This is a genomic window from Limnobaculum allomyrinae (assembly GCF_016649425.1).
Taxonomy (GTDB): domain Bacteria; phylum Pseudomonadota; class Gammaproteobacteria; order Enterobacterales; family Enterobacteriaceae; genus Limnobaculum; species Limnobaculum allomyrinae.
On sequence record NZ_JADRCR010000001.1, the window covers coordinates 502145 to 529123 of the forward strand.

A 26979-nucleotide genomic window follows, 5' to 3' on the forward strand; every position below is an offset into this window, starting at 1 on the left:
ATTTAACCACCGTTATTGACCGCATCTTAATGAAGCGTAACGGAGTTTTGTTCAATATTGTTAAGCTGTAACTTAATAATCTCCGTTACCGGATCTTCCGGGCACTGCTCTACAAAATAGTTTAAATCTTTTGCTGCAATGTGGTTACATTCAAGCTGCGCATAAATCAAACCACGATCGCGAATCTCATAGGGGTCTTCCGGATCAAAACTCAAGGCTAACTCACTGGCTCTCAGTGCCAGCTCCGGTTTGTTCTCCTGCATTAGTGCACCTTTAAGAGAACCCAGTAACCGTATAATAATCTGACTGTTTTCTGCATCACTCAAGTCATCATTACTTAATGTAGCACTGATACCCAGATGCCCTTTCAGCCAGACATCCAGAATATGGCTGGTTAATGTCTCACCATTCAGCGGATTAATCACCCAGCTGTCACCATTCAACCATTCAGCTTTAATCAGTAATTGCGTTGGGAAAATCACCGGATAGAGGGGAATATCCAGTCGATTAGCAATATACATCAATATCAGACCTAATGATGAAGGTGCTCCCTGATGGGTTTTTAGCACTTTATCTAACCATAAGGTATCGGACAAATTGTAAACGCCAGCTGCACCACCAAACCCCCAGGTATGGTAGAACAACTCCAGTAACTGCTCGAGCTGTAAGTCCGCATCCAGCTCTTCAGAAATCAGAGATCTGGCTTTTTCAGCTAACTGGTCTAACTCATAACGAACCTGATCTTCCGGAAAATCGTCACGAATAAACCGAGTAATCAGGTAAATACCTTCACTTAACGGATGACTGTTAAACTCAAAATCAGTTATGTTTCCGCGCTTCATGCATACCCCATAAATAACGGCATTTTATTTGTTGCTAATATAACTATCAGATACAGGCAGAGGATCGCCACCATAAAGGCGACCGACCTTACCATCTGGCTCCGATTCCGTTTTCCCAGAGCTATATATCCCAAAACAATATATATCACCACAGCTACCAGCTTCTCAGTTAACCAGGTTCCCTGAACCGAGAATGGATAAAAGTGAGTGATAAAGATTAACACTATCCCTGTGACAAAAAGAATTGTGTCATTCAGGTGAGGTGTTATCTTCACCCAACGCTGCTGCATGATGGCAGAGCCCCGCCACTTCCAATAAAAACGTAAAATAAACAGTACAATACTGATTACTGCAGTGAGCACATGTAAATGTTTTAACCATATGTACATATAAAGCTGTTCCTGTTTATTTGGTGTTTAATCGGTGATAAATCAAGTTTAATGTTTAAACCAGCGTCCCAATGTTACCCGCTCATTGCCACCGTAATCCTGATGGGTAGCGATTAATTCAAAGCCTCGCTGTTTAAACAGAGTTCGTACCTGCTCTCCCTGCGTCCAACCATGCTCCAGCAATAGCCAGCCACCCGGCTTAAGGTATTCCGGTGCTTGTTCAATAATATGGTTTAAATCAGCAAAGCCTTGCTGTGCGGCAATTAACGCGCTGTTTGGTTCATAACGCACGTCCCCCTGGCTCAAATGCGGATCGCTTTCATCAATATAAGGAGGATTGCTGACGATCATATCAAAATAGGCGTCATTAAGTGGTTCAAACCAGTCACCCTGAACAAAATGGACGTTATTGATATTCAAATTATCTGCATTATCTTGCGCCAGTGAAACCGCCTCGGCCTGGAAATCGATACCCGTTACTGAACTATCGGGGCGCTCATGACCTAACGCCAATGCAATAGCACCGGTGCCTGTACCTAAATCCAGAATATCACAATCAACGGTGGGTAAGCGCTCTAATGCCAACTCCACCAACTTTTCAGTATCTGGCCGGGGAATCAACGTGACCGGAGAAACCTTTAATAACAGTGACCAAAACTCGCGAGAACCTACCAGATAGGCAATAGGTTCTCCCTGTAGTCTTCGGCACAATAGCTCTTCAAGACAAGATTCCTGTTCAGCATCCAGTTTTGTTTCACTAAACGCCATCAGAAATGTTCGGGTTTTTCCCGTCACATGCCCCAACAGGATTTCCGCATCCCGTTTAGGACTGTCACCGCCGGTTAATCTGGCGATTGCTTGCTCTAACCATTGATTAAATGTCATGGTGTCAAATTATGCATCCTGCTCAGATAATGCTGCCAGTTGGTCAGCCTGATATTCCTGAACAATAGGTTGAATTAGCATATCCAGTTTTCCTTCCATCACTTCATCTAAACGATAAACCGTCAGGTTGATACGATGGTCGGTCACCCGCCCCTGAGGAAAGTTATAGGTACGATTACGGTCAGAACGGTCACCGGAACCCAGCAGATTTCGACGTGTTGACGCCTCTTCAGACTGACGTTTTTGCATCTCAGCAGCACGAATACGTGCACCTAACACCGACAGTGCTTTAGCCTTGTTTTTGTGCTGAGAACGCTCATCCTGACACTCCACTACTATACCGGTTGGTAAGTGGGTTATCCGGATAGCAGAGTCAGTGGTGTTAACGTGCTGACCACCCGCACCGGAAGAACGGAAAGTATCAATTTTCAGATCGGCCGGGTTAATGTCCGGCAACTCCGCTTCTGGAATTTCTGGCATCACTGCAACGGTACAGGCTGAAGTATGGATACGCCCCTGAGATTCAGTCTCTGGCACACGTTGCACCCGGTGACCACCAGATTCAAACTTAAGCTGGCCGTACACCCCATCTCCGGTTACTTTGGCAATGATCTCTTTATAACCGCCGTGCTCACCTTCATTAGCACTCATAATCTCAACCCGCCAGCGACGGGATTCCGCATAGCGGCTATACATACGAAACAGATCGCCGGCAAAAATAGCCGCTTCATCACCGCCAGTTCCCGCACGGACTTCAAGATAACAGTTACGCTCATCGTCAGGGTCTTTTGGTAGCAGCAGTACTTGAAGTTGCTGCTCCAGCGTTTCAATTTGTTGTTTGGCTTCGTCGATTTCTTCCTGAGCCATTTCACGCATTTCAGGGTCGGCCAGCATCATTTCTGCGGCCACCAGATCCTCTTGCACTTTTTGCCACTGACGAAAACAGTTGGTGACATCTTCCAGTTGTGCATATTCTCGCGAAAGCGCACGGAATCTGTCCTGATCGGCAATAACAGATGCATCTCCCAGATGAGCCTGTACTTCTTCGTGACGCTCTTGTAATGCTTCTAATTTAGCAACAATAGAAGGTTTCATGCGTGGCTAAACACCTTGTGAATAAAAATAAAAGAAAACTAATACTGATCCAGCCCGAGGCTGTCACGTAATACATTCAATTGTTCCAGATCGCCGCTGCTTGCCGCTTTCTGAAGAGATTTGGTTGGGGCGTGAATAAGACGGTTGGTGAGCTTATGGGCCAGTTCGTTAATCGTACTTTCAACATTGGCCCCTTGTTCAATGGAGGACAACGCCTTTTCCACTAACTCTTCCCGAATGCCATCCGCCATTGCACGGTAATCCCGAATAGAGGAAACGGCAGACTGTGAACGCATCCATGCCATAAAGTTGGCACTTTCTTGCTGAACAATATCTTCAGCCTGAACCGCCGCCGCTTTGCGCTGTGATAAATTGTGTTCAATAATCGCATGCAGATCATCAACGGTATAAAGATAGACGTTTGACAGATTACCTACTTCAGGTTCGATATCACGTGGTACAGCAATATCGATAAATAACATTGGCTGGTTACGACGCGCTTTCAGCGAACGTTCAACCATACCTTTACCAATAATAGGTAACGGACTGGCGGTCGAACTGATAACAATATCCGCTTTATATAAGCGTTCATCAATTTCAGGCAGAGTGATAACTTCCGCCTGAACTTCATCCGCCAACTGCTGCGCTCTTTCCCGTGTACGGTTAGCGATAACCATTTTTTTAACCTGATGCTCACGTAAATAACGCGCCACCAACTCAATGGTTTCACCGGCACCAACTAACAGTACATTTACGTCGCTCATGGATTCAAAAATCTGACGAGCCAGCGTACAAGCAGCAAACGCAACCGACACTGCACTGGAGCCAATTTCGGTCTCAGTACGAACCCGTTTCGCTACGGAGAACGACTTTTGAAATAAACGTTCAAGTTCAGTATTTAACTTACGGTGTTCCTGCGACTCGGCAAAAGCTTTCTTCACCTGCCCCAGTATCTGAGGTTCCCCCAGAACCAGAGAGTCTAACCCGCTGGCAACACGCATCAGATGATTGACTGCGTCAGAATCCTGATGCCAGTACAGACTTTTAGTTAATTCTTCTGGTGACAACTGATGATAGTGACATAGCCATTTAATGAGCTGTTGCAGCGTATTGTCATTCTGTTCAACACTTAAATACAACTCGGTTCGGTTACACGTAGACAACACGACACCGCCCTGCACCAAAGGTTGTTGGTGCAGGCTTTGCAATGCATCACCTAATGTATCAGGGGAAAAGGTAACCTTTTCTCTCAATGATACCGGGGCAGTTTTATGATTGATTCCAAGTGCAAGCAGCGTCATTAAATAGTTATAGTTATTGTAGATTCTCAGTTGAATCAGTATTTCGTTAGCATATTCTACTTGATGCTGACTACCAATAAAAGTCACTACTTATCGTGAGAGTGCGTTTGCGGGATTTATCGGCACAAAACAGATATACTTTACGCCATTAGTTTTAACACGTAATAACAATCCGATTGACGTTTTACCTTAAGGTGATTAGCGTTATCGGTTATCGACAGGATCCCGGCGAGAACATCATGACATTTATACGGACTTCTACTTTTCTAAAACTGATCCCTTTAGCCAGCCTATTTCTGACTGCCTGTACTTTAACCGGTCAACAGGGTACCGCTGTTTCGCCCTCTTCCCCTGAGTGGCAAAAACACCAACAGCAAGTAACCGCTCTGTCTCAATATCAAACTCGTGGTGCTTTTGCTTATCTTTCATCTGAACAAAAAGTGTATGCCCGATTTTTCTGGCAACAACAGAATCCTGACCAATACCGTTTAGTATTAACCAATCCATTAGGTAATACAGTTATGGAGCTAAACGTTCAGCCAGGTCTGGTGCAGTTAACTGACGATCAGGGCCAGCGCTATGTCAGCGATGATGCCGAAAAGATGATTCAGGAACTGACAGGGATGAGCATTCCATTGAATAATATGCGTAAGTGGATGCTGGGCTTGCCGGCCGACGCCAAAAATTACACGCTGACACCAGAAGCTCGCCTGCATAAAGTCACACTGGAACAAAACGGACAAACCTGGACTGTTGACTATCAGGCTTATAATCAGGACGTTCAACCAGCACTGCCGAGTCGTCTGGAAATCGCCCATGACGAAGAGCGCATTAAACTGAAAATGGACAGCTGGACACTGCAATGATGGTTGACTGGCCCTCACCCGCCAAACTGAATCTGTTTTTGTATATTAATGGCCGTCGCCCTGACGGCTATCATGATTTACAAACACTGTTTCAGTTTCTTGATTATGGTGACACCTTAAATTTTGCACCACGTCAGGATAATCAGATTATCCTGTTAACGCCAATTGATGGCGTTCCCAATGAACAAAACTTGATTGTACGCGCGGCCAGAATGCTACAACAGTTTAGCAATTGTCATTTGGGGGCTGATATTTCCATCACTAAAATTTTACCTATGGGGGGAGGCCTTGGCGGTGGTTCATCCAATGCTGCAACGGTACTGGTAGCCCTTAACCATCTGTGGAAATGTGGGCTGACAATCGACCAATTATGCAAAATTGGATTAACGCTGGGTGCTGATGTTCCGGTATTTATTTATGGACATGCTGCTTTTGCTGAAGGCGTTGGTGAAAAATTACAGCCTGCCCAACCAAAAGAGAAATGGTATTTAGTTGCTCATCCGGGAGTACATATTCCCACACCCTTCATCTTTAACGATCCGGATCTGGTTAGAAATACGCCAAAGCGTACTCTCACCACCCTTTTAGCCTCACCTTTTTTAAATGATTGTGAACCAATCGCAAGAAAAAGGTTCCCCGAGGTTGAACAGCTCATTTCTTGGCTGTTAGAATATGCACCATCACGTTTAACGGGAACAGGTGCTTGTGTATTTTCGGAATTCGATACGCAGGCAGCGGCTGTTGACGTGTTAAAACAAGCCCCTGAGTGGTTACATGGTTTTGTTGCGCAAGGTGTCAATACCTCACCGTTGCAAGCTGTACTCTCAAGGCAAGAATGAGCACTACTTTAAATGTTGTAACCAAAGCTATTCTGGAGTCAGCCCTGTTTACAGCATTTTGTGGTCTCTATTTCCGTATATCATCAATGGGTCAGCTCTATCCCTGTCCGCGATGATATCTTATCTGGATGCAAGCCTGAGGTTCTTCTCGTGCCTGACATGAAGCTCTTTGCTGGTAACGCTACGCCGGAACTAGCACAACGTGTAGCCAATCGTCTTTATACATCTCTTGGTGACGCCGCTGTAGGCCGTTTTAGTGACGGTGAAGTGAGTGTTCAAATTAATGAAAACGTACGTGGTGGCGATATCTTTATTATCCAATCCACCTGTGCACCAACCAATGACAATTTAATGGAATTAGTCGTTATGGTTGATGCCCTGCGTCGTGCTTCTGCTGGTCGTATTACCGCGGTAATTCCTTACTTCGGTTATGCCCGTCAGGATCGTCGTGTACGTTCTGCCCGTGTACCAATCACTGCTAAAGTTGTTGCTGACTTTCTTTCCAGCGTTGGTGTTGACCGCGTATTAACTGTAGACCTTCACGCAGAACAGATTCAAGGGTTCTTCGATGTACCAGTTGATAACGTATTCGGTAGCCCAATTCTGCTGGAAGACATGCTACAACAAAATCTGGAAAGCCCGATTGTTGTCTCTCCAGATATTGGTGGCGTAGTTCGTGCCCGCGCTATCGCTAAACTGCTTAACGATACCGATATGGCTATCATTGATAAACGCCGCCCGCGCGCTAACGTTTCTCAGGTGATGCATATTATTGGTGATGTTAACGGCCGCGATTGTGTTTTAGTTGACGACATGATTGATACCGGTGGCACCCTGTGTAAAGCGGCTGAAGCACTGAAAGAGCGTGGCGCTAAACGTGTATTTGCTTACGCGACCCACCCGATCTTCTCAGGTAATGCCGTTGATAACATTAAAAACTCCGTGATTGATGAAGTGGTAGTCTGTGACACCATTCCGCTATCTGCCGAAATCAAAGCGATTAATAAAGTCCGTACATTAACGCTTTCTGGCATGCTGGCTGAGGCAATTCGCCGCATCAGTAACGAAGAGTCAATTTCTGCCATGTTTGAGCATTAATTTCTCAAGTATTAGCAAAAAATTGTCTAATGAAAAAAGCCCGTTATTCAGTATTGAATAGCGGGCTTTTCAATTGATAAGCATCATAATAAGTGTACCTATATGATGGTTAATTTAATAAATAACAACAACACCCTACTGCTCAGCTTTTGGCTGACTTAACCATAAACTTAAACTACAGATGTTTATGGCGATACCCACATCTGCGAGCACCGTTGTCACTGTGTTTGATCCACCAATAGCGATCTGCAACCCGGTCGCGCCCACCAATACGAGCACCAACCAACCACACTAAGGCGCCAACGAAAATCCCCATCACGGGTATATGGGCTAGATCTCCGGGTAAAAGTACCACATCCTTCAGATGGCCAACGATGGTCAGGCCTACGCCGCCAATCATTGAAACCAAACCTAGTCCCATTAGGATATTGCCGAGTAAAACTGCGTTTCTGCGTTTCATAGTACCCTCCACCAAAAGCTTGCTGAAGTGACTTAACCTTACTTTCACTATGAGTATAGACACGTAAATACATTATTTGTGTGGCTACGATCACAGGTTGGCCAATAATCCTTACAATTTGCTTACAATTCATTAGACAGCAATTTTAGCAATTTGTGCTACGGCAATAACAACGCTTTGTCGATAGGTACAACGCTTCAATCAGGCTATCAGGTAGCTGATTTTGTAATTCGATGGACTAAGAGTAAACTAAGCCGCTTATTATTTTGTCTTCCCGATACCATCATACTGTTTTGTAGGAATTGATTGTGAGTAGTATTAAATTAATCGTTGGTTTAGCTAATCCTGGGGCAGAGTATGCTCAAACTCGCCACAATGCCGGGGCCTGGTTTGTTGATCTGCTGGCTGAACGCCATAATCAACCGTTAAAAGAAGAAGCTAAATTTTTTGGCTATACCGCTCGTCTGAATATCGCTGGTGACGATATCAGGTTGTTGGTTCCTACTACTTTTATGAATTTAAGTGGAAAAGCGGTACTGGCAATGGCCAATTTTTTTCGTATTGCGCCCGATGAAATTCTGGTAGCTCATGATGAACTCGACCTTCCCCCTGGCGTAGCAAAGCTAAAATTGGGTGGTGGGAATGGTGGTCACAACGGCTTGAAAGATATCGCCAACAAACTGGGTAATAATCCTAACTTTTATCGATTAAGAATTGGTATTGGCCATCCAGGGGACAAAAATAAAGTAACAGGATTTGTTCTCGGTAAACCACCGGCCTCTGAACAGAAGATGATTGATGAAGCCATTGATGAAGCGGTGCGTTGTACAGATATTCTGATCAAAGAAGATATCACTAAAGCAATGAATCGATTACACGCTTTTAAAGCCACAGCATAATTATCAACTGAGTTTTGCGAATAAATTATACCAGCCACAAAAAACATCAGCCGCTGGATTAGCGGCTGAAGATACATCGTGGCTAACTGATTAACCCTTGATTTTGCGGTAAATAAACAGAACCAACAACGCACCAAGAACGGCAATAACCAGACTACCAATATTGAAACCATCTACAGTTCCAAAACCGAAGAAGGAACTGATATATCCTCCAACTAATGCACCAACAATACCCAGAATAACGGTTACGATAAAACCACCGCCATCTTTACCAGGCATGATCCATTTAGCCAAAATACCGACAATTAAACCTAATACAATCCAAGCAATAAAAACCATATTCACCTCCAAAAAAAACACATTCCTGTCAGACTAGCTGTTCATCATCACCGATAATTCGGCTAATTAGCTGAACGGCCTTTTCCTTAATGTTGCCACCCGTTAATCATAGTTGTTACCCGTTCAAATTTCTATTTTTGTATGTGATTTCAACAGAATAACCATTATCACTCATTATGGTTTTAAATTTAACTTATTGATATAAAATAACTATTTAAAACTTAGACTTTAAGCTATCTGAATCTCGTAAAATGACTTCTTTTTACTTCCTCTTTCACAGGCGTGTTAGCTTCTGACGATTGCTCAATATTGTATCAATCATCTTTATGCATATACGGTTAACTTTTTCTAATAATTACCGCTTTAATAAATAGTGATGACATGGATTGGAGTCAATATGAATAGACTGGAAGTTAACGGCCACATTGTCAGCGTGTTTAATGGCAATATCAGCTTTGAGATCGATATACCAAATGGATTTGTGGTTTACAGGAAAGAGTCAAAATATCTACTGGCAGAAATTTATCAGCGCCGATTTCGTTTACTAACTGAACGGCCGTTTAATACCTTCAAAGAAGTCATTGAACAACTGGAAACACTAACCCGATAATGACAGGCGAATTATCGGGTACAGAACCACCCTGCTTATCTGTCACAAAAAGCGGACCATGCCTCTTCCGATAATTGATGGATACGGATAAATTTCCTGGTTTTACACAAAGAACGCCGGAGAGCTTTCTTTGCTTGTTCTTGCCTGATTCGCGTAGCCGGATGATGAATACGTCTGGAAGCTCTCAATGGGGTACCCAGAATAACCACACTGTAGCATATATCAGTATTAAGCCCGTCGCTGGTGATTTCATGATAAAACTTCATAAATAGTGCGTTCCTGATAGTCCTTGTTATTGCCTTAGTATAGCTTTTATAACGACATAATAAACCAGATAAAATCAGCTCGATGAAACTCATTTTCATGCTTTATAAACAATAAATGAATGCCGTCCTGCCATTCCTCTTTTCATTGGTCAATTTACTATCAACAAATTTCAATATTTGACTGGCTGGAAAAACATGAATGCAGTATATCAACTAATTTTTGAACGTTATTTGACCACCTGATTTATCGCCACTCATCAATCATTAGCTTAAGAATAAAACTAAATTTTGACTGACCAATTCTCTTAAATAAGATCAGAAGCAGAGAATTAACCTACTGTAACGGCTCATTTTTATGATAGAGATAATCTGTCGCATCTGCCGATGGTATCTCTTTTGTCAGGAAAGCTTTCTTATTATCAATATTTATCTGAAAAACACGGCTGTTGCCAGATTGATTAGCCATATGGATACCAAAGTTAATCTTCCAACACCTCAGGTTCATCATACTAATAATTTATTCAAAGCTAATATAATTTATTATAAAGCAACACATTAAGTTAACCCAAACACATTTTACGACACAATTACCATGATTATCATAAATCCAATACATAATCACGCACAAAAACTAATGTTTGTAAGAATATTATTGCGTAAACTCAACAAACAATACAATTTAATCCCCATTTAATGGTAAAATCGGTATGTAAAAAGCTGTTAAAATCCAAACTGTAGATATGTATTATTCACGCGGGTGTTACGTATTGACCATTGAGTCTTAACGCCTGTTCAGGTAAGCTGTAAGGAGTATATCTATAATGGATGATAGATGAACATGCACTCAAATAAAGATACGGTGCATAAATCCGAGGATGCACATGTGTGCAATGATTTATGTCACTTGACAAGAATGTCGCTCAAGCACGCACATAATTTGAAAAAAGCTGAAGCTCAGTCTTACTGGCAACGAAGTATGCTTTTTCTTGTTGTGAGTACTATTATTACGCTGTTTTTCGGCATTGTGTTTTTCAGTACCTCTACATTGATTACCTACTTTATCGAAATGGTTATTTCGATAATGGGTATTACCATTGCTCACGTCTGGTACCGGGTTACTGTAAATAATAATTACTGGCATAAGAGCTGGTATCGTCACGTCAGTCAGTTAGAGAGTCAACTGGCAGAATGCTCAAAAAAGCCAGTACGTATGATTTCTGAACTGAAGTCTAATCAAAATAACAATACCTCCCTGTTACTCAATAAAACGTTGAATGTCATATTCTTTGTTTTTTGGTGTACTCTGCCCGTCATTTCAGTCGTAAAGTTCTTCTACTACCTTGTTTATATCAATGGTGTCTCACTCTCCTTAATGAATACATTATTCTTGTGTATTCCATTCCTGATTATGGTGTTCCTGTCTATCGCAATAAATATATTCTTATGCATGTTCTCTTCCAAAGATGATGCGGAGATAGATAACAAAGAGTTGGATATCGCACAACAGTATAAAACCACCAATAACTAGTCTTCCCATTCTTTAATTGTTTTCAATCCTCCCGTGTCTATCGCCTATTTGCATACCCTTTGTCCAAATAAGCGTTTTTATCTCGCACTCCTCCTCTGCACTAAAGCTGACGTAATCCATAAGATCGGGTATTATTCACCGGTTTTCTTTAGAAAGTGGTAAGCCCGCACCAATTCAAACATTGTAACGGTGTTTATAGCTTGCCGCTGTTTTCGCAGAATTATATAACAGGTCGTAATAAGGTAATCCGGTGAATATACAGGCTCTTTTATCAGATAAAATTACCCAGGCACTCATTGCTGCTGGCGCACCGGCAGATTGTGAAGCTCAAGTGCGTCAGTCTGCCAAAGCACAGTTTGGTGATTATCAAGCCAATGGCATTATGGCCGTAGCGAAAAAACTCGGTCTCCCTCCTCGTCAATTGGCTGAGCAGGTATTAACCCATCTGGATCTCTCCCCCATCGCCAATAAAATCGAAATCGCAGGGCCGGGGTTTATTAATATCTTCCTGGCTCCTGACTGGCTGGCGTCCAAAGTGGAACTGGCATTACAAGACGACAAATTAAATGTCACTCCAGCTCATAAACAGACCATTGTGGTTGACTATTCTGCACCAAACGTTGCCAAAGAAATGCACGTGGGTCATCTGCGCTCTACTATCATCGGTGATGCGGTTGTTCGTACCCTGGAATTTTTAGGCCATAACGTTATCCGTGCTAACCACGTTGGCGATTGGGGAACCCAGTTTGGTATGCTGATTGCCTATCTGGAAAAGATGGAAAATGAGAACGCGGATAATATGACCTTATCCGATCTGGAGGCCTTCTATCGTACCGCTAAGCAGCATTATGATTCCGATCCGGTTTTCGCAGAACGTGCTCGTGAATATGTGGTAAAACTACAAGGCGGTGATGAATATTGTCGTTCCATGTGGCGCAAACTGGTCGACGTGACCATGCATCAGAATATTCTTACCTATCAGCGTCTGAATGTTACCTTAACCGTTGGCGACATTATGGGTGAAAGTATCTATAACGCGATGTTGCCCGGTATTGTGGCCGATCTTAAGGCCAAAGGTCTGGCAGTAGAAAGCGAAGGGGCAACGGTCGTTTACCTTGATGAATTCAAGAATAAAGAAGGTGAACCTATGGGGGTTATCGTCCAGAAAAATGACGGTGGCTTCCTGTATACCACAACCGATATTGCCTGCGCTAAATACCGTTATGAAACCTTAGGTGCTGAACGCATTCTTTATTACATTGACTCTCGTCAGCACCAACATCTGATGCAGGCATGGACCATTGTGCGTAAAGCTGGCTACATTCCGGACAGTGTGACACTGGAACACCACATGTTTGGCATGATGTTAGGTAAAGATGGAAAACCGTTTAAAACCCGTTCTGGTGGCACTATTAAGCTGTCCGATCTGTTAGATGAAGCTATTGAGAATGCGGATGCTAAACTGCATAACCTGATTCTGGATAAGAACCCGGACATGCAGCCTGATGAGCTAAAAGAGGTGATTAACGCAGTAGGTATTGGTGCCGTTAAATACTCGGATTTATCTAAAAACCGTACCACAGATTATGTGTTCGATTGGGACATCATGCTAGCGTTGGAAGGTAACACCGCACCTTATATGCAGTATGCCTACACACGCGTGGCCTCTATTTTTAAACGCGCTGGCATTGATGAAAGTAAGTTAACCGGCGCACTAAAAATTGTTGATGAGCGAGAGAAAGCACTGGCAACTCGTCTGATGCAATTTGAAGAAACGCTCTACACCGTAGCCCGTGAAGGTACACCGCATGTGATGTGTGCTTACCTGTACGATGTGGCTGGCTTGTTTTCCGGCTTCTATGAAAACTGCCCAATTCTGAATGCTGATGACGAAAGCACTCGCCAGAGTCGTCTGAAATTAGCCGCGCTTACGGCCCGTACGTTGAAGCTGGGTCTGGATACATTGGGTATTCAAACGGTTGAACGGATGTAATGTTGTTTTAATGATGACATTAAAGGCGCCATCGGCGCCTTTATTATTGCGGTAATATTGTTATTCCGTTTCGTTTTTTAATCGGGATGACTTAACTTCCGACAACGACTCAGCCTAAGCTATCCGACGGGCAAAATCCCTGATACGAAAACCTAATAAACCCAATGTGCCAAAATAGGCCACGACACCAACAACGACCACCAGCAACAAGCGTAATATACGCATCAACATGCTACCAATATCCCAGGCCGGCATAATATAGACCATGCCAACTAACGCCGCAGTCATAACTAAAAGCGCAATAACTAACTTAAGAAAGAAAATCCCCCAACCCGTTTTTGGCTGAAAGTATTTACGTTTTTTCAACTGCCAGAACAACAAACCGGCATTAAGACAGGCTGCAATACCGATAGACAGTGCCAGGCCAGCATGTTTCAGAGGGCCAATAAACGCCAGGTTCATCAGTTGAGTAGCAATCAGTGTGAAAATAGCGATTCTGACCGGAGTTTTAATATCCTGACGGGAATAAAATCCCGGAGCCAAAACTTTAACCAAAATCAGTCCCATCAACCCAACCGAATAGGCAATTAACGCCTGACGGGTCATCATTGCATCATGAGCACTAAACTGACCATACTGGAATAGCGATTTAATCAATGGCTCAGAGATAACCCCCAACGCTACCGAGCAAGGTAAAGCCAGAAGAAAACAGAGACGCAGCCCCCAATCCATCAACCCGGAGTACTCTTCTGCATTACCGCTGGAGAAACTTCTCGCTAACGAAGGTAATAAAATCGTCCCCAGCGCAACCCCTAATACCCCGGATGGCAGTTCCATTAAGCGGTCAGCATAATACATCCAGGACACGGAGCCCGACGCCAAAAATGAAGCAAAAATAGTATTAATAATCAGCGAAATTTGGCTCACTGACACACCAAGAATCGCAGGCCCCATTTGTCTCATAACACGCCAGACGCCGCTGTCTCGCAAATTGAGACGAGGTAACACCAACATTCCAATCTTTTTCAGATGCGGTAACTGATAGAGCAGTTGCAGGATTCCCCCTACTACCACAGCCCATGCCAGCGCCATAATTGGTGGATTGAAGTAAGGAGCACCAAATAAAGCAAAACCAATCATACTGACGTTTAATAACGTGGGAGCAAATGCCGGTACAGAGAATCTGTTCCAGGTGTTGAGGATTGCACCAGCCAAAGATGCCAGAGATATCAGTAAAATATAGGGAAAAGTAATCTGTAACAGTTGAGTCGTTAAAGCAAATTTATCAGGCTCATCAGTAAATCCAGGTGCTGTGACCCAAATTACCCACGGCGCAGCAACAATCCCCAGAAACGTCACCAGCGCTAATACCAACGTTAACAGGCCGGATACATAAGCAATAAAGGTTCTGGTGGCTTCTTCACCCTGCTGAGTTTTATACTCCGCCAGAATAGGGACAAATGCCTGAGAGAATGCCCCTTCGGCAAAAATACGTCGTAGTAAATTAGGTAGCTTAAAGGCGACAAAAAAGGCATCCGTTGCCATTCCGGCACCAAATGCCCGCGCCACAATCGCATCACGGGCAAATCCCAGAATCCGTGACACCATGGTCATTGAGCTGACTGCGGCAAGTGATTTTAATAAATTCATGTAATTAAACGATTCTTATTAATGGCATCGCTATCGGTGCGATGGCTGACTGAGGCGTAGTGTACGGTTAGTCCGTTGAATCACCAATCTAAAAGCGTATAAAAATGTGATTTTCACCCTGAATCGCACTTAGTCAGCAACAATTCAGGATGAAAATATTTACTTAATTAATTGATTTAAATTAACTTTATTTTTAGTGACAATGTCACCAGCTAACCAACTAAAATCTCAAACTTTTCGTTCAGGTCGGCCAATTGCTGCTTCAGTAAGGCAACCTCGGTCTCTAACTGTTGTACGCGTTCACTTAACTCTTCTGAGGCTTCTGACGACCTGTTTTCTGACGCTGAACCTGCTGAACTAAAAGAGGCGGCATCTACTGGCCCACAAAATAGATGAGCATAACGACTCTCTCTTCTACCCGGTTCCCGCGCCAGCTTAACAACATAGGGGCCATCTTCCCGATTGGACAGCCCTTCCAGCACCTGTTCAACTTCACTGATATCCGAAAATTCATACAATCGGTTTGAGCGAGTTCTCAATTCGCCCGGAGTTTGAGGGCCTCGCAATAATAACAGGCAAACTACCGCCAGCTCGGCCGGTGACAGTTTAAAATCACCAAACTCAGTGTTACAAAAGCGATGGACATATTTAGCAACCCGTCCACCAATTCCGCTGGCGGTACGTACCAGATATTTTTTCTGCAAGCTGTCCAGCGTCTCCTGAACATCCAGTTCGCTTAAATCCATTACTGGCTCACGGCTGGTTTTCTGGTTACAGGCGGTCATTAAGCTGTTTAGTGATAAAGGATACTGATCCGGTGTCGTCACCTCTTTTTCCAGCATACTGCCGATAATCCGGGCTTCACTATCCGTTAATTGATATTTCATCTATCGACTCCTTAAATCGCCGGTTTCCAGTCAAGGTTTGTTAAAGCCATCATAACGTGATCCTGCCAGTTTCCATCAATTCGCAGATACTGTTTAGCATACCCTTCACGCTCAAAACCTAATCGTAATAATAAATTTCCACTGCGCTGATTGTGGGGCATATAGTTAGCCATTATTCGATGCATTCGCTGTTGGTTAAGCATGTAGCGTAATGCTGGCTGTAGCGCCTCGTACATTAATCCCTGGCCTTCCCATTTTTGTCCAAGGGAATATCCCAGAATACAGGCATGAAAATCGCCCCGAATGACATTGCTAAAATTGGCAACGCCTCTGACCTCTTTTTCATCGGGATCGAGCAGCAGGAAATAATAAGCATTACCCTGTTTATGCAACTCATTAATCAGATTTAATCGCACCTGCCAACCGGAAGGATAACAATAGCTCTGGTCACGCACCGGTTCCCAGGGCTTCAGGAACTCTCTATTCTCGGTATAGTAGTCTGCAAGCCGGTAGGCATCACGTTCGCAGGCAAGGCGCACCGCCAGGCGGTCCGTCGTTAATGATACCTTAGGAACATTCGAACGATAGCCAAACATCCGGAACCCCTTATAAAAAATGGAAAGACAGCATTAAATGACAAAGATAGTGTACTAAATTGGTATCGTTATTCAGTAATAAAGTTCAAAATAGCGACAGAATCCCCCTTGTTTTATTTATTTTTTCGCTGACGGTGAAATTATGCCTCGGGTATCGCGAGTCAGAAGCTTAGGTAAGTATTTTCTATTATTAGATAACCTGCTAGTTGTTCTTGGTTTTTTTGTCGTTTTCCCGCTTATTTCAATTCGATTTGTTGACCAACTTGGCTGGGCCGCATTAGTCGTAGGTTTGGCTTTAGGCCTGCGTCAGTTTCTTCAACAAGGGTTAGGAATTTTTGGTGGCGCACTGGCCGACCGTTTTGGTGCCAAACCGTTGATAGTAACCGGCATGCTGTTACGCGCCGCAGGCTTTGCCACCATGGCATTAGCAGATGAGCCCTGGATCCTGATTTTTTCCTGCGCCCTTTCCGCTTTTGGCGGCACGTTGTTTGACCCTCCGCGAGTGGCATTAGTGATTAAATTAACCCGTCCCCATGAACGCGGCCGTTTCTATTCGCTGTTAATGATGCAGGACAGTGCCGGTGTGGTGATTGGTGCGCTATTAGGCAGTTGGTTGCTACGTTATGATTTTCACTGGGTTTGTTGGTTTGGTGCCGCATTCTTCGTACTGGCTGCTGCGTTAAACGCATTTGTATTACCGGCCTATCGGGTTTCCACTTCGGTACGCGCTCCTATCATGAATGGAATTAAAGCGGCAGTGAAGGACAGCTATTTCCGTCGCTATGTACTAACGCTCACCGGTTATTATGTGTTATCCATTCAGGTGATGTTAATGCTGCCATTACTGGTAAACGAAGTTTCTGGCGCACCGGAAACGATTCGTTGGATGTATCTGATTCAGGCTATTCTCTCGCTATCTCTGCTCTATCCTATTGCTCGCTGGAGCGAAAAATATTTCCGCCTCGATCAGCGCTTAATGGTGGGATTACTATTAATGACGTTTAGTCTGATGCCGTTAGGGTTTGTTCATTCCCTTTCTGGCATTCTGGCCCTGATTTTCTTTTTCTATCTCGGTTTGATTATTGCTGAGCCTGCTCGCGAAACGTTAAGCGCTTCCCTGTCAAACCCTCACGCCCGTGCCAGCTATATGGGATTTAGCAAATTAGGTTTAGCTTTTGGTGGCGCAATTGGCTATACCGGGGGCGGATGGCTGTATGATATTGGACATGAGATGAACCTGCCTGAAGTTCCCTGGTTGCTTTTGGGGGTAGTCGGAATAATCACTGCGCTGGCGCTACATCGTCAGTTCTCTCCAGGAAGTATGAATACCAAAGCCATGGCATCATGAAATATTCTGAACGGATTTAGGTTTGCTCTGTCTATAAAGTAATTGCTACTCTATGGCGAAATGGACTGTTTGATAGAATGATATAAGGGTAAGTATGTTTAGAATTTTTTCCCGCGTTTGTGCCGTGCTGGTTATCGGGCTGCTGTTTGGTTGTAATCAGGTTTCTCAATATGCGTTAAGTGAGCAATCAATTAATAAATATTTGTCCACTCATACTGATAAAGCATCGCGCAGCTTTAACCTGAGCGGTCTGGTCAATGCCGATCTATCCCTGAATAATCTGAATGCTAAAATTGGTCGCGATACGCCAAATAAGGTGACGTTAACCGGTAATGCCGTGTTTGCTATTTCATCTATTTTAGGCAATCAGGATGCCAATCTTCAGCTAACCATCAACGCCCGTCCGGACTTTGACCCGGTAAAAGGTGCCGTTTATCTGAAAGATCTGGAACTGGCAGACTATGATCTGAAAACGACTCAGGGTGCAGTAAAAAATGTGAAAACCTTTATTCCATTGCTGAATAGTGCACTGCAACTCTATTTTAATGACCAACCGGTATATGTTCTGAATCCGGCTAACAGTGCGTTAGAAGCAACGGCACAGAAATTAGCGAAAGGCATTAAAGTAGAAGAAGGCAAACTGGTTTTCGACTTTATTAAATAATGAATTAATCGCATTAAAAAAGGCGCATACGGAAGACCCGATGCGCCTTTTTATTACTCTTCAATTCAGCTCTGGCGGCTCTTCCTTGGTGCCTTCACCGAACGCAAAATCACAAACTTTTTATTAGATGCCAGTAATTCACAATTACCAAACAAACGTTTTAACTTTTGGTGGTATCCCAGATGGCGGTTGCCAATGATACGCAGCTCACCACCAATTGCCAGACAGCGTTTGGCGTCATTAAACATCTGCCAGGCAATGTAGTCCGTTACCGAGTGGTGCTGATGAAACGGTGGGTTACATACAATTCCCTGCAAACTGTTACGTTCAACATTTGCCAGCGAGTGGTCAGCTTCAAAGAAGCAACGTTCAATATCCTGCGGTCGGTTCTTTTCTACGTTTAACCGGCTCGATTCCACCGCCATAAAAGACTCATCGCGGAAAATCACTTCAGCTTCCGGGTTTTGTTCCAGTAAACCAAGCCCCAGAACGCCGTTACCACAACCTAAATCCACCAGCGTTCCGGTTAATCCGGACGGCAGATGTTCAGAAAAGAAACGAGCCCCGATATCCAGAGAGGTGCGAGAAAATACGTTAGGATAGTTATGGATAAGATAGTCAGTTCCATCCAGTGGCCAACTGACCAGCTCATTAAACGGCGCAACTTGCGGCTGGTTAAACTGACAGAATATCAATCGCGTTTTTTTCCATGCCAGGCTGGTATGGGTTGGGCCAAGAACCTTCTCAAACAATTGCAGCGTAGAGGTGTGAATATCACGGGTTTTTCCTGCGGCAATAATTTGGGTATCTTCCCCTACGACTTCCCGCAGCGCGTACAGTTGCTGTTCTAGCAGGGCCAGCGCTTTAGGCACTTTAATCAACACCACTGCCGGTTTAGCTGATAGCGGCGTTACACTGTCAATAAAGCTGACGTTATCAGCCGACAGATTATTTAGCTGTAAATTACGCAACGTCGCCAGTTGGCTAACGTAGGAATCGCCATAGCTTACCGGATGATACTGATGTAATTCACAGGCTAAAGCACCAAAAGTATCATTCAGTAGCAGTACCGGCCCTTGCGCTAATTTTTGCTGATCGACAGTATTAATCAGGTACTCATCCGCTGCATCCCAGGCCTGCAAACTGCTGGCAGTATCAAACTCGGGATAACGGGCTAACGACAGATGGGCAAACACCGACGGTGCCAGTTCTGATTCATCACTGTTAATGACGGTTTCCATCTTATTCATTTCCTTCATCAGCGGAAACTTCAGCCAGTTCATCACGCATTGCCTGTAATGCTTCGCGGCTCACCATGGATAAAGTGCGGAAGAAAGCGGTTGTGGCATGCGCTTCAACTTTCCCCAGAAAACGCCCGCACCATGGCAATAAATAGTCATCAAACAGCACCAGTTGAGCCTGCACTTCATCCGATTCCAGCGCATTATCTTCAATCCATGAAGCCGCCAGTAATAGCAGGCCAAAATGATTCGCTGGTGCTTCAGTTAACGGCATACCACATTGAGTCAGGAAAGCACGTGTCTCCGCTTCTCCTGCTCCGTCTTCGTAATCAGAGCTATAAGGGGAAACGCTGCCCTCTGCGGCAAACATCGCCTGATAGTCAGCCTCCAGAACCTTACGATCCAATCCCTGTCCCATACGGTCCAGCAGATCGTCTTGCTCCAGCGGCCAGTGTTGCTTCAACTTGCCGTCAGCTACAAGAGCAAACAACGGATCCAGAACCGGATCCTGAGAGCTGCGATAAAACAGTGAACCCAGAATACGGCAGACTACAGAAAACTCATTCATCAAATTGACCTGTTAACTTAAGTAAAAAAAACGATAATTATAAACCAATAACCAGCTGATCTTTCGGATACTTCACCGTATAAGATAAGCCCAGTTTACGTAATTCATTTGGTGTCAGATCCAGCGACCACTGTACCTCGCCGGTATTTTTATCGAAGGTTGCACCATCATATTTCAGCCCCTCAACAGTAACGGAAGCATCTTTACTGACGGGAACCTGATCCTGCACCACCAGCTTCACCGGTTCTTTCCGGGTATTCTTAATATCCAGAGTGTAGGTATATTGCTGACTGACTGAGTTACCAAAAAACTCTGCTTTTCCGGTTACCTGTTTTTCATTTTCACGAGTCACTACGATCTTCTTATCCCGGCCTAATGAGAGATCCAGCGTCTCTTTAACGTTGCGGATATCAATATATCCCTGTCCTACAAACGAGCCTTCAAAGAAGATATTGGATTTTCCTGGCAGCAGATTCAGTTTTTCCCACTCTTTTAACTGCACTTGTAAGAAAGCATCCGGTTCCAGTTTAGGTACTACCACATAGCGATAGTCCCCCTGAACATCCACCTGTTTAATCAACACCGAATGCCCTTTGCCATCGGCGGCAATATTATACGGTAAAGCGATACTAAAACGCGTATTCACACCGCCAACATCGGTAACCACATAGTCAGACAGCGGCTTTGATGTCTTAGCTCTTCTCTCAGTAGCAGCCATCTCTGCCTGAACTGCCCTGTCTTCCTGCATTTCCATTACGGGAGCTGGCATCGCCATTGGCGCAGGCACCTCTCTCTCATATCGGGCACTTTTCGACGACAGAATTGGCTGTCGATACAGATCAACATACCACGGAGATAACCGCGGTGCCTGAGCGCCTTCACTTGGGTTACCGGTAGAAAGGGTCAGATTAACTTTATCCCAGTTAATACCGCTATTCTGGAACACATTGGCCTTATAGCCCAACTTTACCGGTTCCGTAATGCTATCAACCCGAACATCATAAGTAGGAACCCAGCCTGCGGAGTTAATCACATAGGAAAGTTTAATATTGCTGGATGCCGCTTTTGGTGCATAAAACTTCACCACCACTTGATTAACTGCCTGAGCGTTTTTTTGTTGGGCTTCTTCCAGTTGATTGTTCAGCTTATTAATGTTTTTTTCGACGTCGGTCAACTTCTCTCTGAGGTCAATATCACTCATCAAGAGTTCATTCATTTTGCCATTAACCAACTGTAACATTTGGCTTACTTGTTCAACCGAAGTTCCTTCTTTTTCATTACCCAGTGCACGATTACTCTCCAGCACCGCTAACTGAGCCTGAATTACCTCACGTTGTACGTTCAACTTACTTTGCTCACGAACTTCCGCTTCAATTTGTTTCTTCAGTGCTTCCACTTCAGGTGAAACGTTTTCACTGAGAAAATCACGGCGTACCCCCGATGACTGAACGACCACACCATTATCCGCTTCAACCATCAGGCTTTGTTCATTTAAGCCGCTGGCGATATTGGTAAATACCACTTCGCTCTCACCGGCGGGTAATGTGACTTTTCCACTGTTAAACAGCTCTGCACCACGAATAAATACGGTAACGTTATTTAACGTCATCTTTTCTGTGAGGGTATCTGCCTGAGCGGAGACGGAACAAGCCAGTGCCACGGCTGCACCCAGTACCGTGGTTTGGAAACGACCGGAGGTAATTAATGACATAGATATTTATCCTTAAATATTAATGAATTTCGTTTAACCGCTCAGGTAATAAATGACTTACCGGACTTAAAGCGAGGCCAGTTCAGGAATTGGCTTTTTACCGTGTGATTCCAGGAAGTTTAGCAATCTTCGCGGCGTTACGTTGAGAATTCTCTCCTCGGGGAACTCAATGTCCTTCAATACTTTGAGAGAGTGATCAAAACCACCCAGTGCAAACGCCACATGAGAATCAGAACCTAACGCCACCCAACCACCAGCATCACGAATGGCTTTAGCCACTTCAACACAGTTTTTCTCACTACCCAGGCGGGAGTGAATAAATGAAGAGTTGTTAATTTCCAGCGCTACATTATGTTTAGCCGCAGCCTGCGCCACCGCCATAATATCAATAGGGTATCTTGGGTTACCCGGATGACTAATAATATGTACCTTGCCGCTGGCAATAGTCGCTATCATCGCTTGTGTATTTTCTTCGCGACTCATGGGTTGTAGTACGGGTTCATGGAATCCGGCGATAATCAGATCTAACTGTTTATCCATCTGCTCATCACAGTCGGTTTCGCCCTGAAGGTTTTTGATATTCGCTTCAATGCCGTACAAAATGCCAACACCATCCACCATACGAGGAATAACTGCCATATTCATAAAATGCCAGCGGTGCGGTGCATCTGCCATATCTGGGCCATGGTCAGTAATAGCAAACAGCTTGATACCTTTCTGTTTGGCAATGGCGAAATAATCACTTATTGTACTGTAAGCATGGGTACTGGCTACGGTATGCGCATGTAAATCAACCGGGTACATAACGAACTTCCTTCTTTTATTGCTGTGCTTGTAAAACGTTTCTAATCCATTTCTTGTCTGGAACGGATCAATATCCTTTAATAATATCAACAATACCGCTGATTGGCTCTCCTGCCTGAAAAGCCAGCAGCCGAGCGCATATCTGGTCCATGGTGGTTTGGGGTTGTGTAATGGCTGAAATATGCGGCGTTATGGTAATCTCCGGACGCTGCCAGAATACATGCTGTCGGGATAACGGTTCAGAAGCAAAAACATCCAGCGTTGCCGCTTTTAGCTGACCGCTATCTAATGCCTCTAATAAATCCGCTTCGACCAAATGCGCTCCCCTGGCAATATTGATCAGGTATGCACCTTTTTGCAGTTGGTCAAACAACGCTTTATTCAGTATACCTTGAGTATCCGGCGTTCTGGGTAATAAATTCACAATCAGACGGGTTTGGTTGAGAAATTCAGGCAACTGTTCGGCACTGTATGTGGTTACACCATCAATTTGCTTTTTGCTTCGGCTCCAACCGCGTACCGAAAAACCAAAGGATGACAGTCGCTGCGCCACACTGGCGCCTAAAATCCCTAACCCCATCACGCCAATGGTGAAATTTTCATAGGTATGGGGTTCCAGAAACTGCCAGCGACTTTGCTGCTGCAGTCGTTGATAATCATCCAGACGGCGGAAATAGCGTAATACCGCCGCGCTGGCGTACTCCTCCATCTGGCTGGCCATGCCCGCATCTTCCAGTCGAACCAGCGGAACACCTGGTGCCAGCATCTCCGGTCGCTCTCTTAATTGGGCAACAATAGCATCAACTCCGGCACCTAAACTGAAAACCGCTTTTAAACCTTTACGCCCTGCCAGCATTTCATAAGGTGGTAGCCAGACAATGGCGTAATCTGCCGGTTGATCGTTCCCCGGTTGCCATACTCTGATTTTTGCACCCGGCAAACGGGCAGGAATGCCTTCCAGATAAGGTTTGGCATCATTATAAGGATGATAAAAGAGAATATTCATGGCAGCTCCAGAAGATAAAAGATTTGCTGAATCAGAGGGTAAATGTGTAGCACTCCTCTAATCTACCTGATTCCATCCGCGGACATAAACGACAATTTGCTGATAGCTTAACCAAATAGCTCAAGAACTTGAATTTATACTTGACCGAACCTCGCCTTCTCCCTATAGTAGCGCCCCGTTGCGGTGAATAATCCTTGCTGCAACCACAAAATTTGGTGAGGTGTCCGAGTGGCTGAAGGAGCACGCCTGGAAAGTGTGTATACGGCAACGTATCGAGGGTTCGAATCCCTCCCTCACCGCCATATTTAAAGACCTGCTTTTAGCAGGTCTTTTTCATTTCTGAATCAATTACACTAACGCCGTTATTTCCATTTCAGAAACGAGGAATTCGGGATACGAAGCGTTCAAACAACACATCGTTATTTGTCTTTCGTTCTGTATTCTGGCTCTGAAATAGCGGCACTGGGATATTACGCTCCTGACATAACCGTACACTTTCACAAACCAGTGAGTTGATAAGAATAATACCGGTTAACGTGGATAAAGGCCCGGTAACATAATCGCCAAATTTCATTTGTGCATCGCCGTCAGGGGCGCCATTATCCAGCACAACATCAGCAAGTTGATACAGTTTTTTCCCACTATGATGAAGTGACATATTAGCCTTTGATTGTGCCAGTGAAGTAATAGCAACGGTAAAAACCCCTTCCTCTTTGGCTTTCAATGCCATTTCAACAATAGCGGCATTCCTGCCGGAATTAGAGACAATAAACAACATATCCCCTGTACCTGGCGGCGTGCTTTGCCAGATAACATCGGCGAGCCCGGATAGTTGCTCCATCCTGCTCGAACGCCTTGCCCCACCACCATTTAAAATAGTTTCGTCAAGCATCGCACACACATTAGCTAATCCACCTGCCCGCCCAAACAGCTCCATTGGAATCATGTGAGAGTGACCTGTTCCAAACGCATAAATAATGCCATCATCCCGAATAGTTTTTACCATTCGTTCAGCAACACACTCGGTTTGTTCTTTCTGGCTCTGTAACACGTTGTTGATGTGAGGAAGACTTGTGTGAAAGTAATCAGTAATCATTTTATGTCGCTCTCTGTCAGGAATAATAACCTTCATTATCCAGAAAGATAGGTAAGTTTAGTTTAGTATTAGCGCAGAATAATGCACAATCAGCTCAAAATTGTACGTGAGATAACCCATGCTTAAGCGTGAAACATTCCGATATGAAACAACAACCTCATGGTTTTCAACGCACCTAAAGCTGCACGACATCCCCTTTAAGTGGCATTATCATCATGAATATGAACTTACCTTGACGCTATACAGTGAAGGGAAACGCTATATTGGTAATCATGCCTCCAGTTACAGCTCTCCGGATCTTGTCTTTATTGCTCCCTGGCAGCCTCACTCATGGGAAGGTGTTCCAACGGACTCTGCCAGTGAGATTTTTGTCATTCTGATCCCACAAACCTGGTTTAATCGGCAGTTACTTAGCGGTATGGAAGAATATCGTGCAATAAGCCAACTATTTTCCCAAGCCTCACCGGCCATTCAATTCTCTGCTGAGTGTGCAAAGCTGAGTGAGCCATTGTTCAGAAAGATAACAACCAGCAACTCGCCACTGACTCGCCTGAGCCTGCTTGCATTGCTATTTGAACTTTTGATCGAGGATAAAGGCCTTAAATACATTTCAGAAAGGCATCCTCTCTTACCCTATCGAAACCAGCGAGTAGAGAAGATATTGAATTATCTCGATAATAACTTCACATCACCGGTGACACTCCAACAGGTGGCCGACCATGCTCATTGCAGTGTCAGTGCAGTAAAACGAGATTTAGCGACCTTTGTTGGATTGTCATTTAGTGGATATATATCGCAACTGCGAATCAACAAGGCCTGTTTTTTATTAAGAACAAGTTCACTTTCTTTATCCGTCATTGCATCGCAATGTGGTTTCCAGACTGTTAGCTACTTTCACCGTCAATTCAATAATACCGTTAATGAAACACCCGCCAGATATCGAAGAAATAATTCAATTTGATATATTCCGGATGTGATGAAACAGAGATTCAGGTTAATAACCAAAAATTCGAGTCCCTATATTCTTACCTCTACCGCTGATACATCCACGGCCAACGCTCTGTCATATGTTCATCAATCGTCGCTTCAACTAACTGCTTAATATCCACAGTAAATGACGGTATAAAATTCTCCAACTCCCCTTCTCTGCATAATATCGCCATTTTTCGGCTCAGCCCGGGTGCAGACAGTGGATCGCAGTTCAGCGATGACAATAAACTAAAGTCATTAGCAAGAAACATCGGGGTTGCCAGTGTCCATCCATGTCCGGAGGCGATCATAGATAATATGTGATCCGCTCTCGCCAACTCGAACTGAATATTAGGTTTAAGCTTGCGCCATTTCAGCCAGTTGAGGGTTTGTGCACCTGTTGGCGTCCAGTTGGCATAGGCTATGTAATTCTGACGCTTACACAACTGTTCCAGACTCTGTTGCGGCCAGCTTATTGGCGTTACGGCAAAGAACTTTTCGGTAATAAGCGGATACAGAGACAGCGATTCCGGCACATCGCCATGAATCATGGTGACTATCACATCTAACTTGCCGGATTGTAGTGCAGCTAACAGTTCAGGGGCTGTGCCGGTTATCTGGCTAACTTTATCCACTTTAGGTTGCAGGTACTTTAAAATTTGTAACCCGGCAATAGCGACAACAGAGTCCACCAGCCCCAATCGCAAACGCGGTAATTTCCCACTATCAATGGTATGTAACCAGTTCTGCATTTCCCCACACTCGGACAAAATTTTCATGCTGAAGCGATAACATTCATGCCCCAGTAACGTCGCTTTCACCGGACGATGCCGTCTATCAATCAGTTGGCTATCTAATGATTTTTCCAACTGCAAGATAAGCTGCGAAATAGCGGATTGAGTCTGATTTAGCTGGCGGGCAGCGGCGCTAAAAGAGCCGGTATCGATAACCGTAATAAAAGCTCTGAGCTGATGCAAATCAAAAGTGACTTTCTTCATATTTACGCCAATTATAAATATTTTTAATACT

28 protein-coding genes and 1 tRNA gene are annotated in these 26979 nt (G+C 44.3%); 11 read left to right on the top strand and 18 right to left on the bottom strand.

Annotated features, from left to right (window positions below):
- Nucleotides 1–26: 26 nt before the first annotated feature.
- From sirB1 to hemA, 5 genes are read right to left on the bottom strand one after another with little or no spacing between them, the layout of a single operon-like run.
- On the bottom strand, nucleotides 27–842 hold the full coding sequence (gene sirB1 / locus I2494_RS02270; RefSeq protein ID WP_218465605.1) for an invasion regulator SirB1: 816 nt from the start codon (nucleotides 840–842) through the stop codon (nucleotides 27–29).
- Nucleotides 839–1231: a SirB2 family protein gene (locus I2494_RS02275; protein ID WP_218465604.1), complete on the bottom strand. Its 393-nt coding sequence runs from the start codon at nucleotides 1229–1231 to the stop codon at nucleotides 839–841. Before I2494_RS02275 ends, sirB1 begins: the two co-directional genes overlap by 4 nt.
- 48 nt (nucleotides 1232–1279) lie before the next feature.
- The gene (gene prmC, locus I2494_RS02280) at nucleotides 1280–2116 is read right to left on the bottom strand and encodes a peptide chain release factor N(5)-glutamine methyltransferase (protein ID WP_218465603.1); all 837 of its coding nucleotides are present in this window, start codon (nucleotides 2114–2116) and stop codon (nucleotides 1280–1282) included.
- A gap of 9 nt (nucleotides 2117–2125) precedes the next feature.
- The gene (gene prfA, locus I2494_RS02285; protein ID WP_218465602.1) at nucleotides 2126–3211 is read right to left on the bottom strand and encodes a peptide chain release factor 1; all 1086 of its coding nucleotides are present in this window, start codon (nucleotides 3209–3211) and stop codon (nucleotides 2126–2128) included.
- 38 nt (nucleotides 3212–3249) lie between these two features.
- Complete coding sequence (hemA, locus tag I2494_RS02290; RefSeq protein WP_218466008.1) at nucleotides 3250–4512, bottom strand: glutamyl-tRNA reductase; 1263 nt, start codon at nucleotides 4510–4512, stop codon at nucleotides 3250–3252.
- Between the two features lie 239 nt (nucleotides 4513–4751).
- On the opposite strand from hemA, the gene lolB reads away from it, so the two are divergent.
- The 3 genes from lolB (at nucleotide 4752) to prs (ending at nucleotide 7315) form a co-directional block, all read left to right on the top strand.
- Nucleotides 4752–5378 carry a lipoprotein insertase outer membrane protein LolB gene (gene lolB, locus I2494_RS02295; RefSeq protein ID WP_218465601.1) on the top strand — a complete coding sequence of 209 codons (627 nt, stop codon included), beginning with the start codon at nucleotides 4752–4754 and terminating at the stop codon, nucleotides 5376–5378.
- Entirely contained in the window at nucleotides 5375–6217 is an 843-nt protein-coding gene (gene ispE, locus I2494_RS02300; protein WP_218465600.1) for a 4-(cytidine 5'-diphospho)-2-C-methyl-D-erythritol kinase, read from the top strand. Before lolB ends, ispE begins: the two co-directional genes overlap by 4 nt.
- Before the next feature lie 150 nt (nucleotides 6218–6367).
- The gene (gene prs, locus I2494_RS02305) at nucleotides 6368–7315 is read left to right on the top strand and encodes a ribose-phosphate diphosphokinase (RefSeq protein ID WP_047781175.1); all 948 of its coding nucleotides are present in this window, start codon (nucleotides 6368–6370) and stop codon (nucleotides 7313–7315) included.
- A gap of 175 nt (nucleotides 7316–7490) precedes the next feature.
- On the opposite strand, the gene ychH is transcribed toward prs, so the two are convergent.
- On the bottom strand, nucleotides 7491–7775 hold the full coding sequence (gene ychH, locus I2494_RS02310; RefSeq protein WP_140917843.1) for a stress-induced protein YchH: 285 nt from the start codon (nucleotides 7773–7775) through the stop codon (nucleotides 7491–7493).
- Nucleotides 7776–8083: 308 nt separating this feature from the next.
- Between ychH and pth the strand changes: the two genes are divergently transcribed.
- Nucleotides 8084–8674 carry an aminoacyl-tRNA hydrolase gene (gene pth, locus I2494_RS02315; protein ID WP_218465599.1) on the top strand — a complete coding sequence of 197 codons (591 nt, stop codon included), beginning with the start codon at nucleotides 8084–8086 and terminating at the stop codon, nucleotides 8672–8674.
- Between the two features lie 90 nt (nucleotides 8675–8764).
- Here pth and I2494_RS02320 read toward each other — a convergent pair whose 3' ends face one another.
- Nucleotides 8765–9013, bottom strand: coding sequence for a GlsB/YeaQ/YmgE family stress response membrane protein (locus I2494_RS02320; protein ID WP_218465598.1), 249 nt, complete (start codon nucleotides 9011–9013; stop codon nucleotides 8765–8767).
- A gap of 397 nt (nucleotides 9014–9410) precedes the next feature.
- Between I2494_RS02320 and I2494_RS02325 the strand changes: the two genes are divergently transcribed.
- On the top strand, nucleotides 9411–9623 hold the full coding sequence (locus tag I2494_RS02325) for a hypothetical protein (protein WP_218465597.1): 213 nt from the start codon (nucleotides 9411–9413) through the stop codon (nucleotides 9621–9623).
- A gap of 600 nt (nucleotides 9624–10223) precedes the next feature.
- On the opposite strand, the gene I2494_RS20500 is transcribed toward I2494_RS02325, so the two are convergent.
- Nucleotides 10224–10355, bottom strand: coding sequence for a hypothetical protein (locus I2494_RS20500; protein WP_267081176.1), 132 nt, complete (start codon nucleotides 10353–10355; stop codon nucleotides 10224–10226).
- Nucleotides 10356–10802: 447 nt separating this feature from the next.
- Here I2494_RS20500 and I2494_RS02330 point away from each other — a divergent pair, with 447 nt between their 5' ends.
- The gene (locus I2494_RS02330) at nucleotides 10803–11417 is read left to right on the top strand and encodes a RipA family octameric membrane protein (RefSeq protein WP_456085656.1); all 615 of its coding nucleotides are present in this window, start codon (nucleotides 10803–10805) and stop codon (nucleotides 11415–11417) included.
- 250 nt (nucleotides 11418–11667) lie between these two features.
- Nucleotides 11668–13410 carry an arginine--tRNA ligase gene (gene argS, locus I2494_RS02335; protein WP_218465595.1) on the top strand — a complete coding sequence of 581 codons (1743 nt, stop codon included), beginning with the start codon at nucleotides 11668–11670 and terminating at the stop codon, nucleotides 13408–13410.
- 114 nt (nucleotides 13411–13524) lie between these two features.
- Here the strand turns inward: argS and murJ are convergent, their stop codons facing one another.
- The 3 genes from murJ to rimJ form a co-directional block, all read right to left on the bottom strand.
- Complete coding sequence (murJ, locus tag I2494_RS02340) at nucleotides 13525–15060, bottom strand: murein biosynthesis integral membrane protein MurJ (RefSeq protein WP_218465594.1); 1536 nt, start codon at nucleotides 15058–15060, stop codon at nucleotides 13525–13527.
- Between the two features lie 212 nt (nucleotides 15061–15272).
- Complete coding sequence (locus I2494_RS02345; RefSeq protein ID WP_218465593.1) at nucleotides 15273–15947, bottom strand: YceH family protein; 675 nt, start codon at nucleotides 15945–15947, stop codon at nucleotides 15273–15275.
- An 11-nt stretch (nucleotides 15948–15958) separates the two neighbouring features.
- Nucleotides 15959–16543, bottom strand: a complete 585-nt coding sequence (rimJ, locus tag I2494_RS02350) for a ribosomal protein S5-alanine N-acetyltransferase (protein ID WP_218465592.1) — start codon at nucleotides 16541–16543, stop codon at nucleotides 15959–15961.
- 142 nt (nucleotides 16544–16685) lie between these two features.
- Here rimJ and mdtH point away from each other — a divergent pair, with 142 nt between their 5' ends.
- A complete protein-coding gene (mdtH, locus tag I2494_RS02355; protein ID WP_218465591.1) occupies nucleotides 16686–17891 on the top strand; it encodes a multidrug efflux MFS transporter MdtH in 1206 nt (401 codons plus the stop codon).
- Nucleotides 17892–17985: 94 nt separating this feature from the next.
- Complete coding sequence (locus tag I2494_RS02360) at nucleotides 17986–18555, top strand: lipoprotein (protein WP_130591526.1); 570 nt, start codon at nucleotides 17986–17988, stop codon at nucleotides 18553–18555.
- Between the two features lie 65 nt (nucleotides 18556–18620).
- Here I2494_RS02360 and rlmG read toward each other — a convergent pair whose 3' ends face one another.
- The 5 genes from rlmG to I2494_RS02385 form a co-directional block, all read right to left on the bottom strand.
- Nucleotides 18621–19796, bottom strand: coding sequence for a 23S rRNA (guanine(1835)-N(2))-methyltransferase RlmG (gene rlmG, locus I2494_RS02365; protein ID WP_218465590.1), 1176 nt, complete (start codon nucleotides 19794–19796; stop codon nucleotides 18621–18623).
- 1 nt (nucleotide 19797) lies between these two features.
- Nucleotides 19798–20364 carry a TorD/DmsD family molecular chaperone gene (locus I2494_RS02370; protein WP_218465589.1) on the bottom strand — a complete coding sequence of 189 codons (567 nt, stop codon included), beginning with the start codon at nucleotides 20362–20364 and terminating at the stop codon, nucleotides 19798–19800.
- Nucleotides 20365–20401: 37 nt separating this feature from the next.
- Nucleotides 20402–22075 (bottom strand): DUF4139 domain-containing protein, encoded by a 1674-nt coding sequence (locus I2494_RS02375; RefSeq protein WP_218465588.1) that lies wholly within the window; start codon nucleotides 22073–22075, stop codon nucleotides 20402–20404.
- Between the two features lie 66 nt (nucleotides 22076–22141).
- Entirely contained in the window at nucleotides 22142–22879 is a 738-nt protein-coding gene (locus I2494_RS02380; protein ID WP_218465587.1) for a phosphatase, read from the bottom strand.
- Nucleotides 22880–22946: 67 nt separating this feature from the next.
- Nucleotides 22947–23885 carry a 2-hydroxyacid dehydrogenase gene (locus I2494_RS02385; RefSeq protein ID WP_218465586.1) on the bottom strand — a complete coding sequence of 313 codons (939 nt, stop codon included), beginning with the start codon at nucleotides 23883–23885 and terminating at the stop codon, nucleotides 22947–22949.
- Between the two features lie 214 nt (nucleotides 23886–24099).
- Here I2494_RS02385 and I2494_RS02390 point away from each other — a divergent pair.
- A tRNA-Ser gene (locus tag I2494_RS02390) sits at nucleotides 24100–24187 on the top strand.
- 71 nt (nucleotides 24188–24258) lie between these two features.
- Here the strand turns inward: I2494_RS02390 and I2494_RS02395 are convergent.
- Nucleotides 24259–24981, bottom strand: a complete 723-nt coding sequence (locus I2494_RS02395; protein ID WP_218465585.1) for a sugar isomerase domain-containing protein — start codon at nucleotides 24979–24981, stop codon at nucleotides 24259–24261.
- 118 nt (nucleotides 24982–25099) lie between these two features.
- On the opposite strand from I2494_RS02395, the gene I2494_RS02400 reads away from it, so the two are divergent.
- Complete coding sequence (locus I2494_RS02400) at nucleotides 25100–25942, top strand: AraC family transcriptional regulator (RefSeq protein ID WP_218465584.1); 843 nt, start codon at nucleotides 25100–25102, stop codon at nucleotides 25940–25942.
- Between the two features lie 70 nt (nucleotides 25943–26012).
- Here the strand turns inward: I2494_RS02400 and I2494_RS02405 are convergent, their stop codons facing one another.
- Nucleotides 26013–26948: a LysR family transcriptional regulator gene (locus I2494_RS02405; protein ID WP_218465583.1), complete on the bottom strand. Its 936-nt coding sequence runs from the start codon at nucleotides 26946–26948 to the stop codon at nucleotides 26013–26015.
- Between the last annotated feature and the right edge of the window lie 31 nt (nucleotides 26949–26979).

Excerpts from the sequence above, each read along its gene's own strand:
- sirB1 (WP_218465605.1), bottom strand. The coding sequence starts at position 842 with ATGAAGCGCGGAAACATAACTGATTTTGAGTTTAACAGTCATCCGTTA.
- I2494_RS02275 (WP_218465604.1), bottom strand. The coding sequence starts at position 1,231 with ATGTACATATGGTTAAAACATTTACATGTGCTCACTGCAGTAATCAGT.
- prmC (WP_218465603.1), bottom strand. The coding sequence starts at position 2,116 with ATGACATTTAATCAATGGTTAGAGCAAGCAATCGCCAGATTAACCGGC.
- prfA (WP_218465602.1), bottom strand. The coding sequence starts at position 3,211 with ATGAAACCTTCTATTGTTGCTAAATTAGAAGCATTACAAGAGCGTCAC.
- hemA (WP_218466008.1), bottom strand. The coding sequence starts at position 4,512 with ATGACGCTGCTTGCACTTGGAATCAATCATAAAACTGCCCCGGTATCA.
- lolB (WP_218465601.1), top strand. The coding sequence starts at position 4,752 with ATGACATTTATACGGACTTCTACTTTTCTAAAACTGATCCCTTTAGCC.
- ispE (WP_218465600.1), top strand. The coding sequence starts at position 5,375 with ATGATGGTTGACTGGCCCTCACCCGCCAAACTGAATCTGTTTTTGTAT.
- ychH (WP_140917843.1), bottom strand. The coding sequence starts at position 7,775 with ATGAAACGCAGAAACGCAGTTTTACTCGGCAATATCCTAATGGGACTA.
- I2494_RS02320 (WP_218465598.1), bottom strand. The coding sequence starts at position 9,013 with ATGGTTTTTATTGCTTGGATTGTATTAGGTTTAATTGTCGGTATTTTG.
- I2494_RS02325 (WP_218465597.1), top strand. The coding sequence starts at position 9,411 with ATGAATAGACTGGAAGTTAACGGCCACATTGTCAGCGTGTTTAATGGC.
- I2494_RS20500 (WP_267081176.1), bottom strand. The coding sequence starts at position 10,355 with ATGGCTAATCAATCTGGCAACAGCCGTGTTTTTCAGATAAATATTGAT.
- I2494_RS02330 (WP_456085656.1), top strand. The coding sequence starts at position 10,803 with ATGTCGCTCAAGCACGCACATAATTTGAAAAAAGCTGAAGCTCAGTCT.
- murJ (WP_218465594.1), bottom strand. The coding sequence starts at position 15,060 with ATGAATTTATTAAAATCACTTGCCGCAGTCAGCTCAATGACCATGGTG.
- I2494_RS02345 (WP_218465593.1), bottom strand. The coding sequence starts at position 15,947 with ATGAAATATCAATTAACGGATAGTGAAGCCCGGATTATCGGCAGTATG.
- rimJ (WP_218465592.1), bottom strand. The coding sequence starts at position 16,543 with ATGTTTGGCTATCGTTCGAATGTTCCTAAGGTATCATTAACGACGGAC.
- mdtH (WP_218465591.1), top strand. The coding sequence starts at position 16,686 with ATGCCTCGGGTATCGCGAGTCAGAAGCTTAGGTAAGTATTTTCTATTA.
- I2494_RS02360 (WP_130591526.1), top strand. The coding sequence starts at position 17,986 with ATGTTTAGAATTTTTTCCCGCGTTTGTGCCGTGCTGGTTATCGGGCTG.
- rlmG (WP_218465590.1), bottom strand. The coding sequence starts at position 19,796 with ATGGAAACCGTCATTAACAGTGATGAATCAGAACTGGCACCGTCGGTG.
- I2494_RS02370 (WP_218465589.1), bottom strand. The coding sequence starts at position 20,364 with ATGAATGAGTTTTCTGTAGTCTGCCGTATTCTGGGTTCACTGTTTTAT.
- I2494_RS02375 (WP_218465588.1), bottom strand. The coding sequence starts at position 22,075 with ATGTCATTAATTACCTCCGGTCGTTTCCAAACCACGGTACTGGGTGCA.
- I2494_RS02380 (WP_218465587.1), bottom strand. The coding sequence starts at position 22,879 with ATGTACCCGGTTGATTTACATGCGCATACCGTAGCCAGTACCCATGCT.
- I2494_RS02385 (WP_218465586.1), bottom strand. The coding sequence starts at position 23,885 with ATGAATATTCTCTTTTATCATCCTTATAATGATGCCAAACCTTATCTG.
- I2494_RS02395 (WP_218465585.1), bottom strand. The coding sequence starts at position 24,981 with ATGATTACTGATTACTTTCACACAAGTCTTCCTCACATCAACAACGTG.
- I2494_RS02400 (WP_218465584.1), top strand. The coding sequence starts at position 25,100 with ATGCTTAAGCGTGAAACATTCCGATATGAAACAACAACCTCATGGTTT.
- I2494_RS02405 (WP_218465583.1), bottom strand. The coding sequence starts at position 26,948 with ATGAAGAAAGTCACTTTTGATTTGCATCAGCTCAGAGCTTTTATTACG.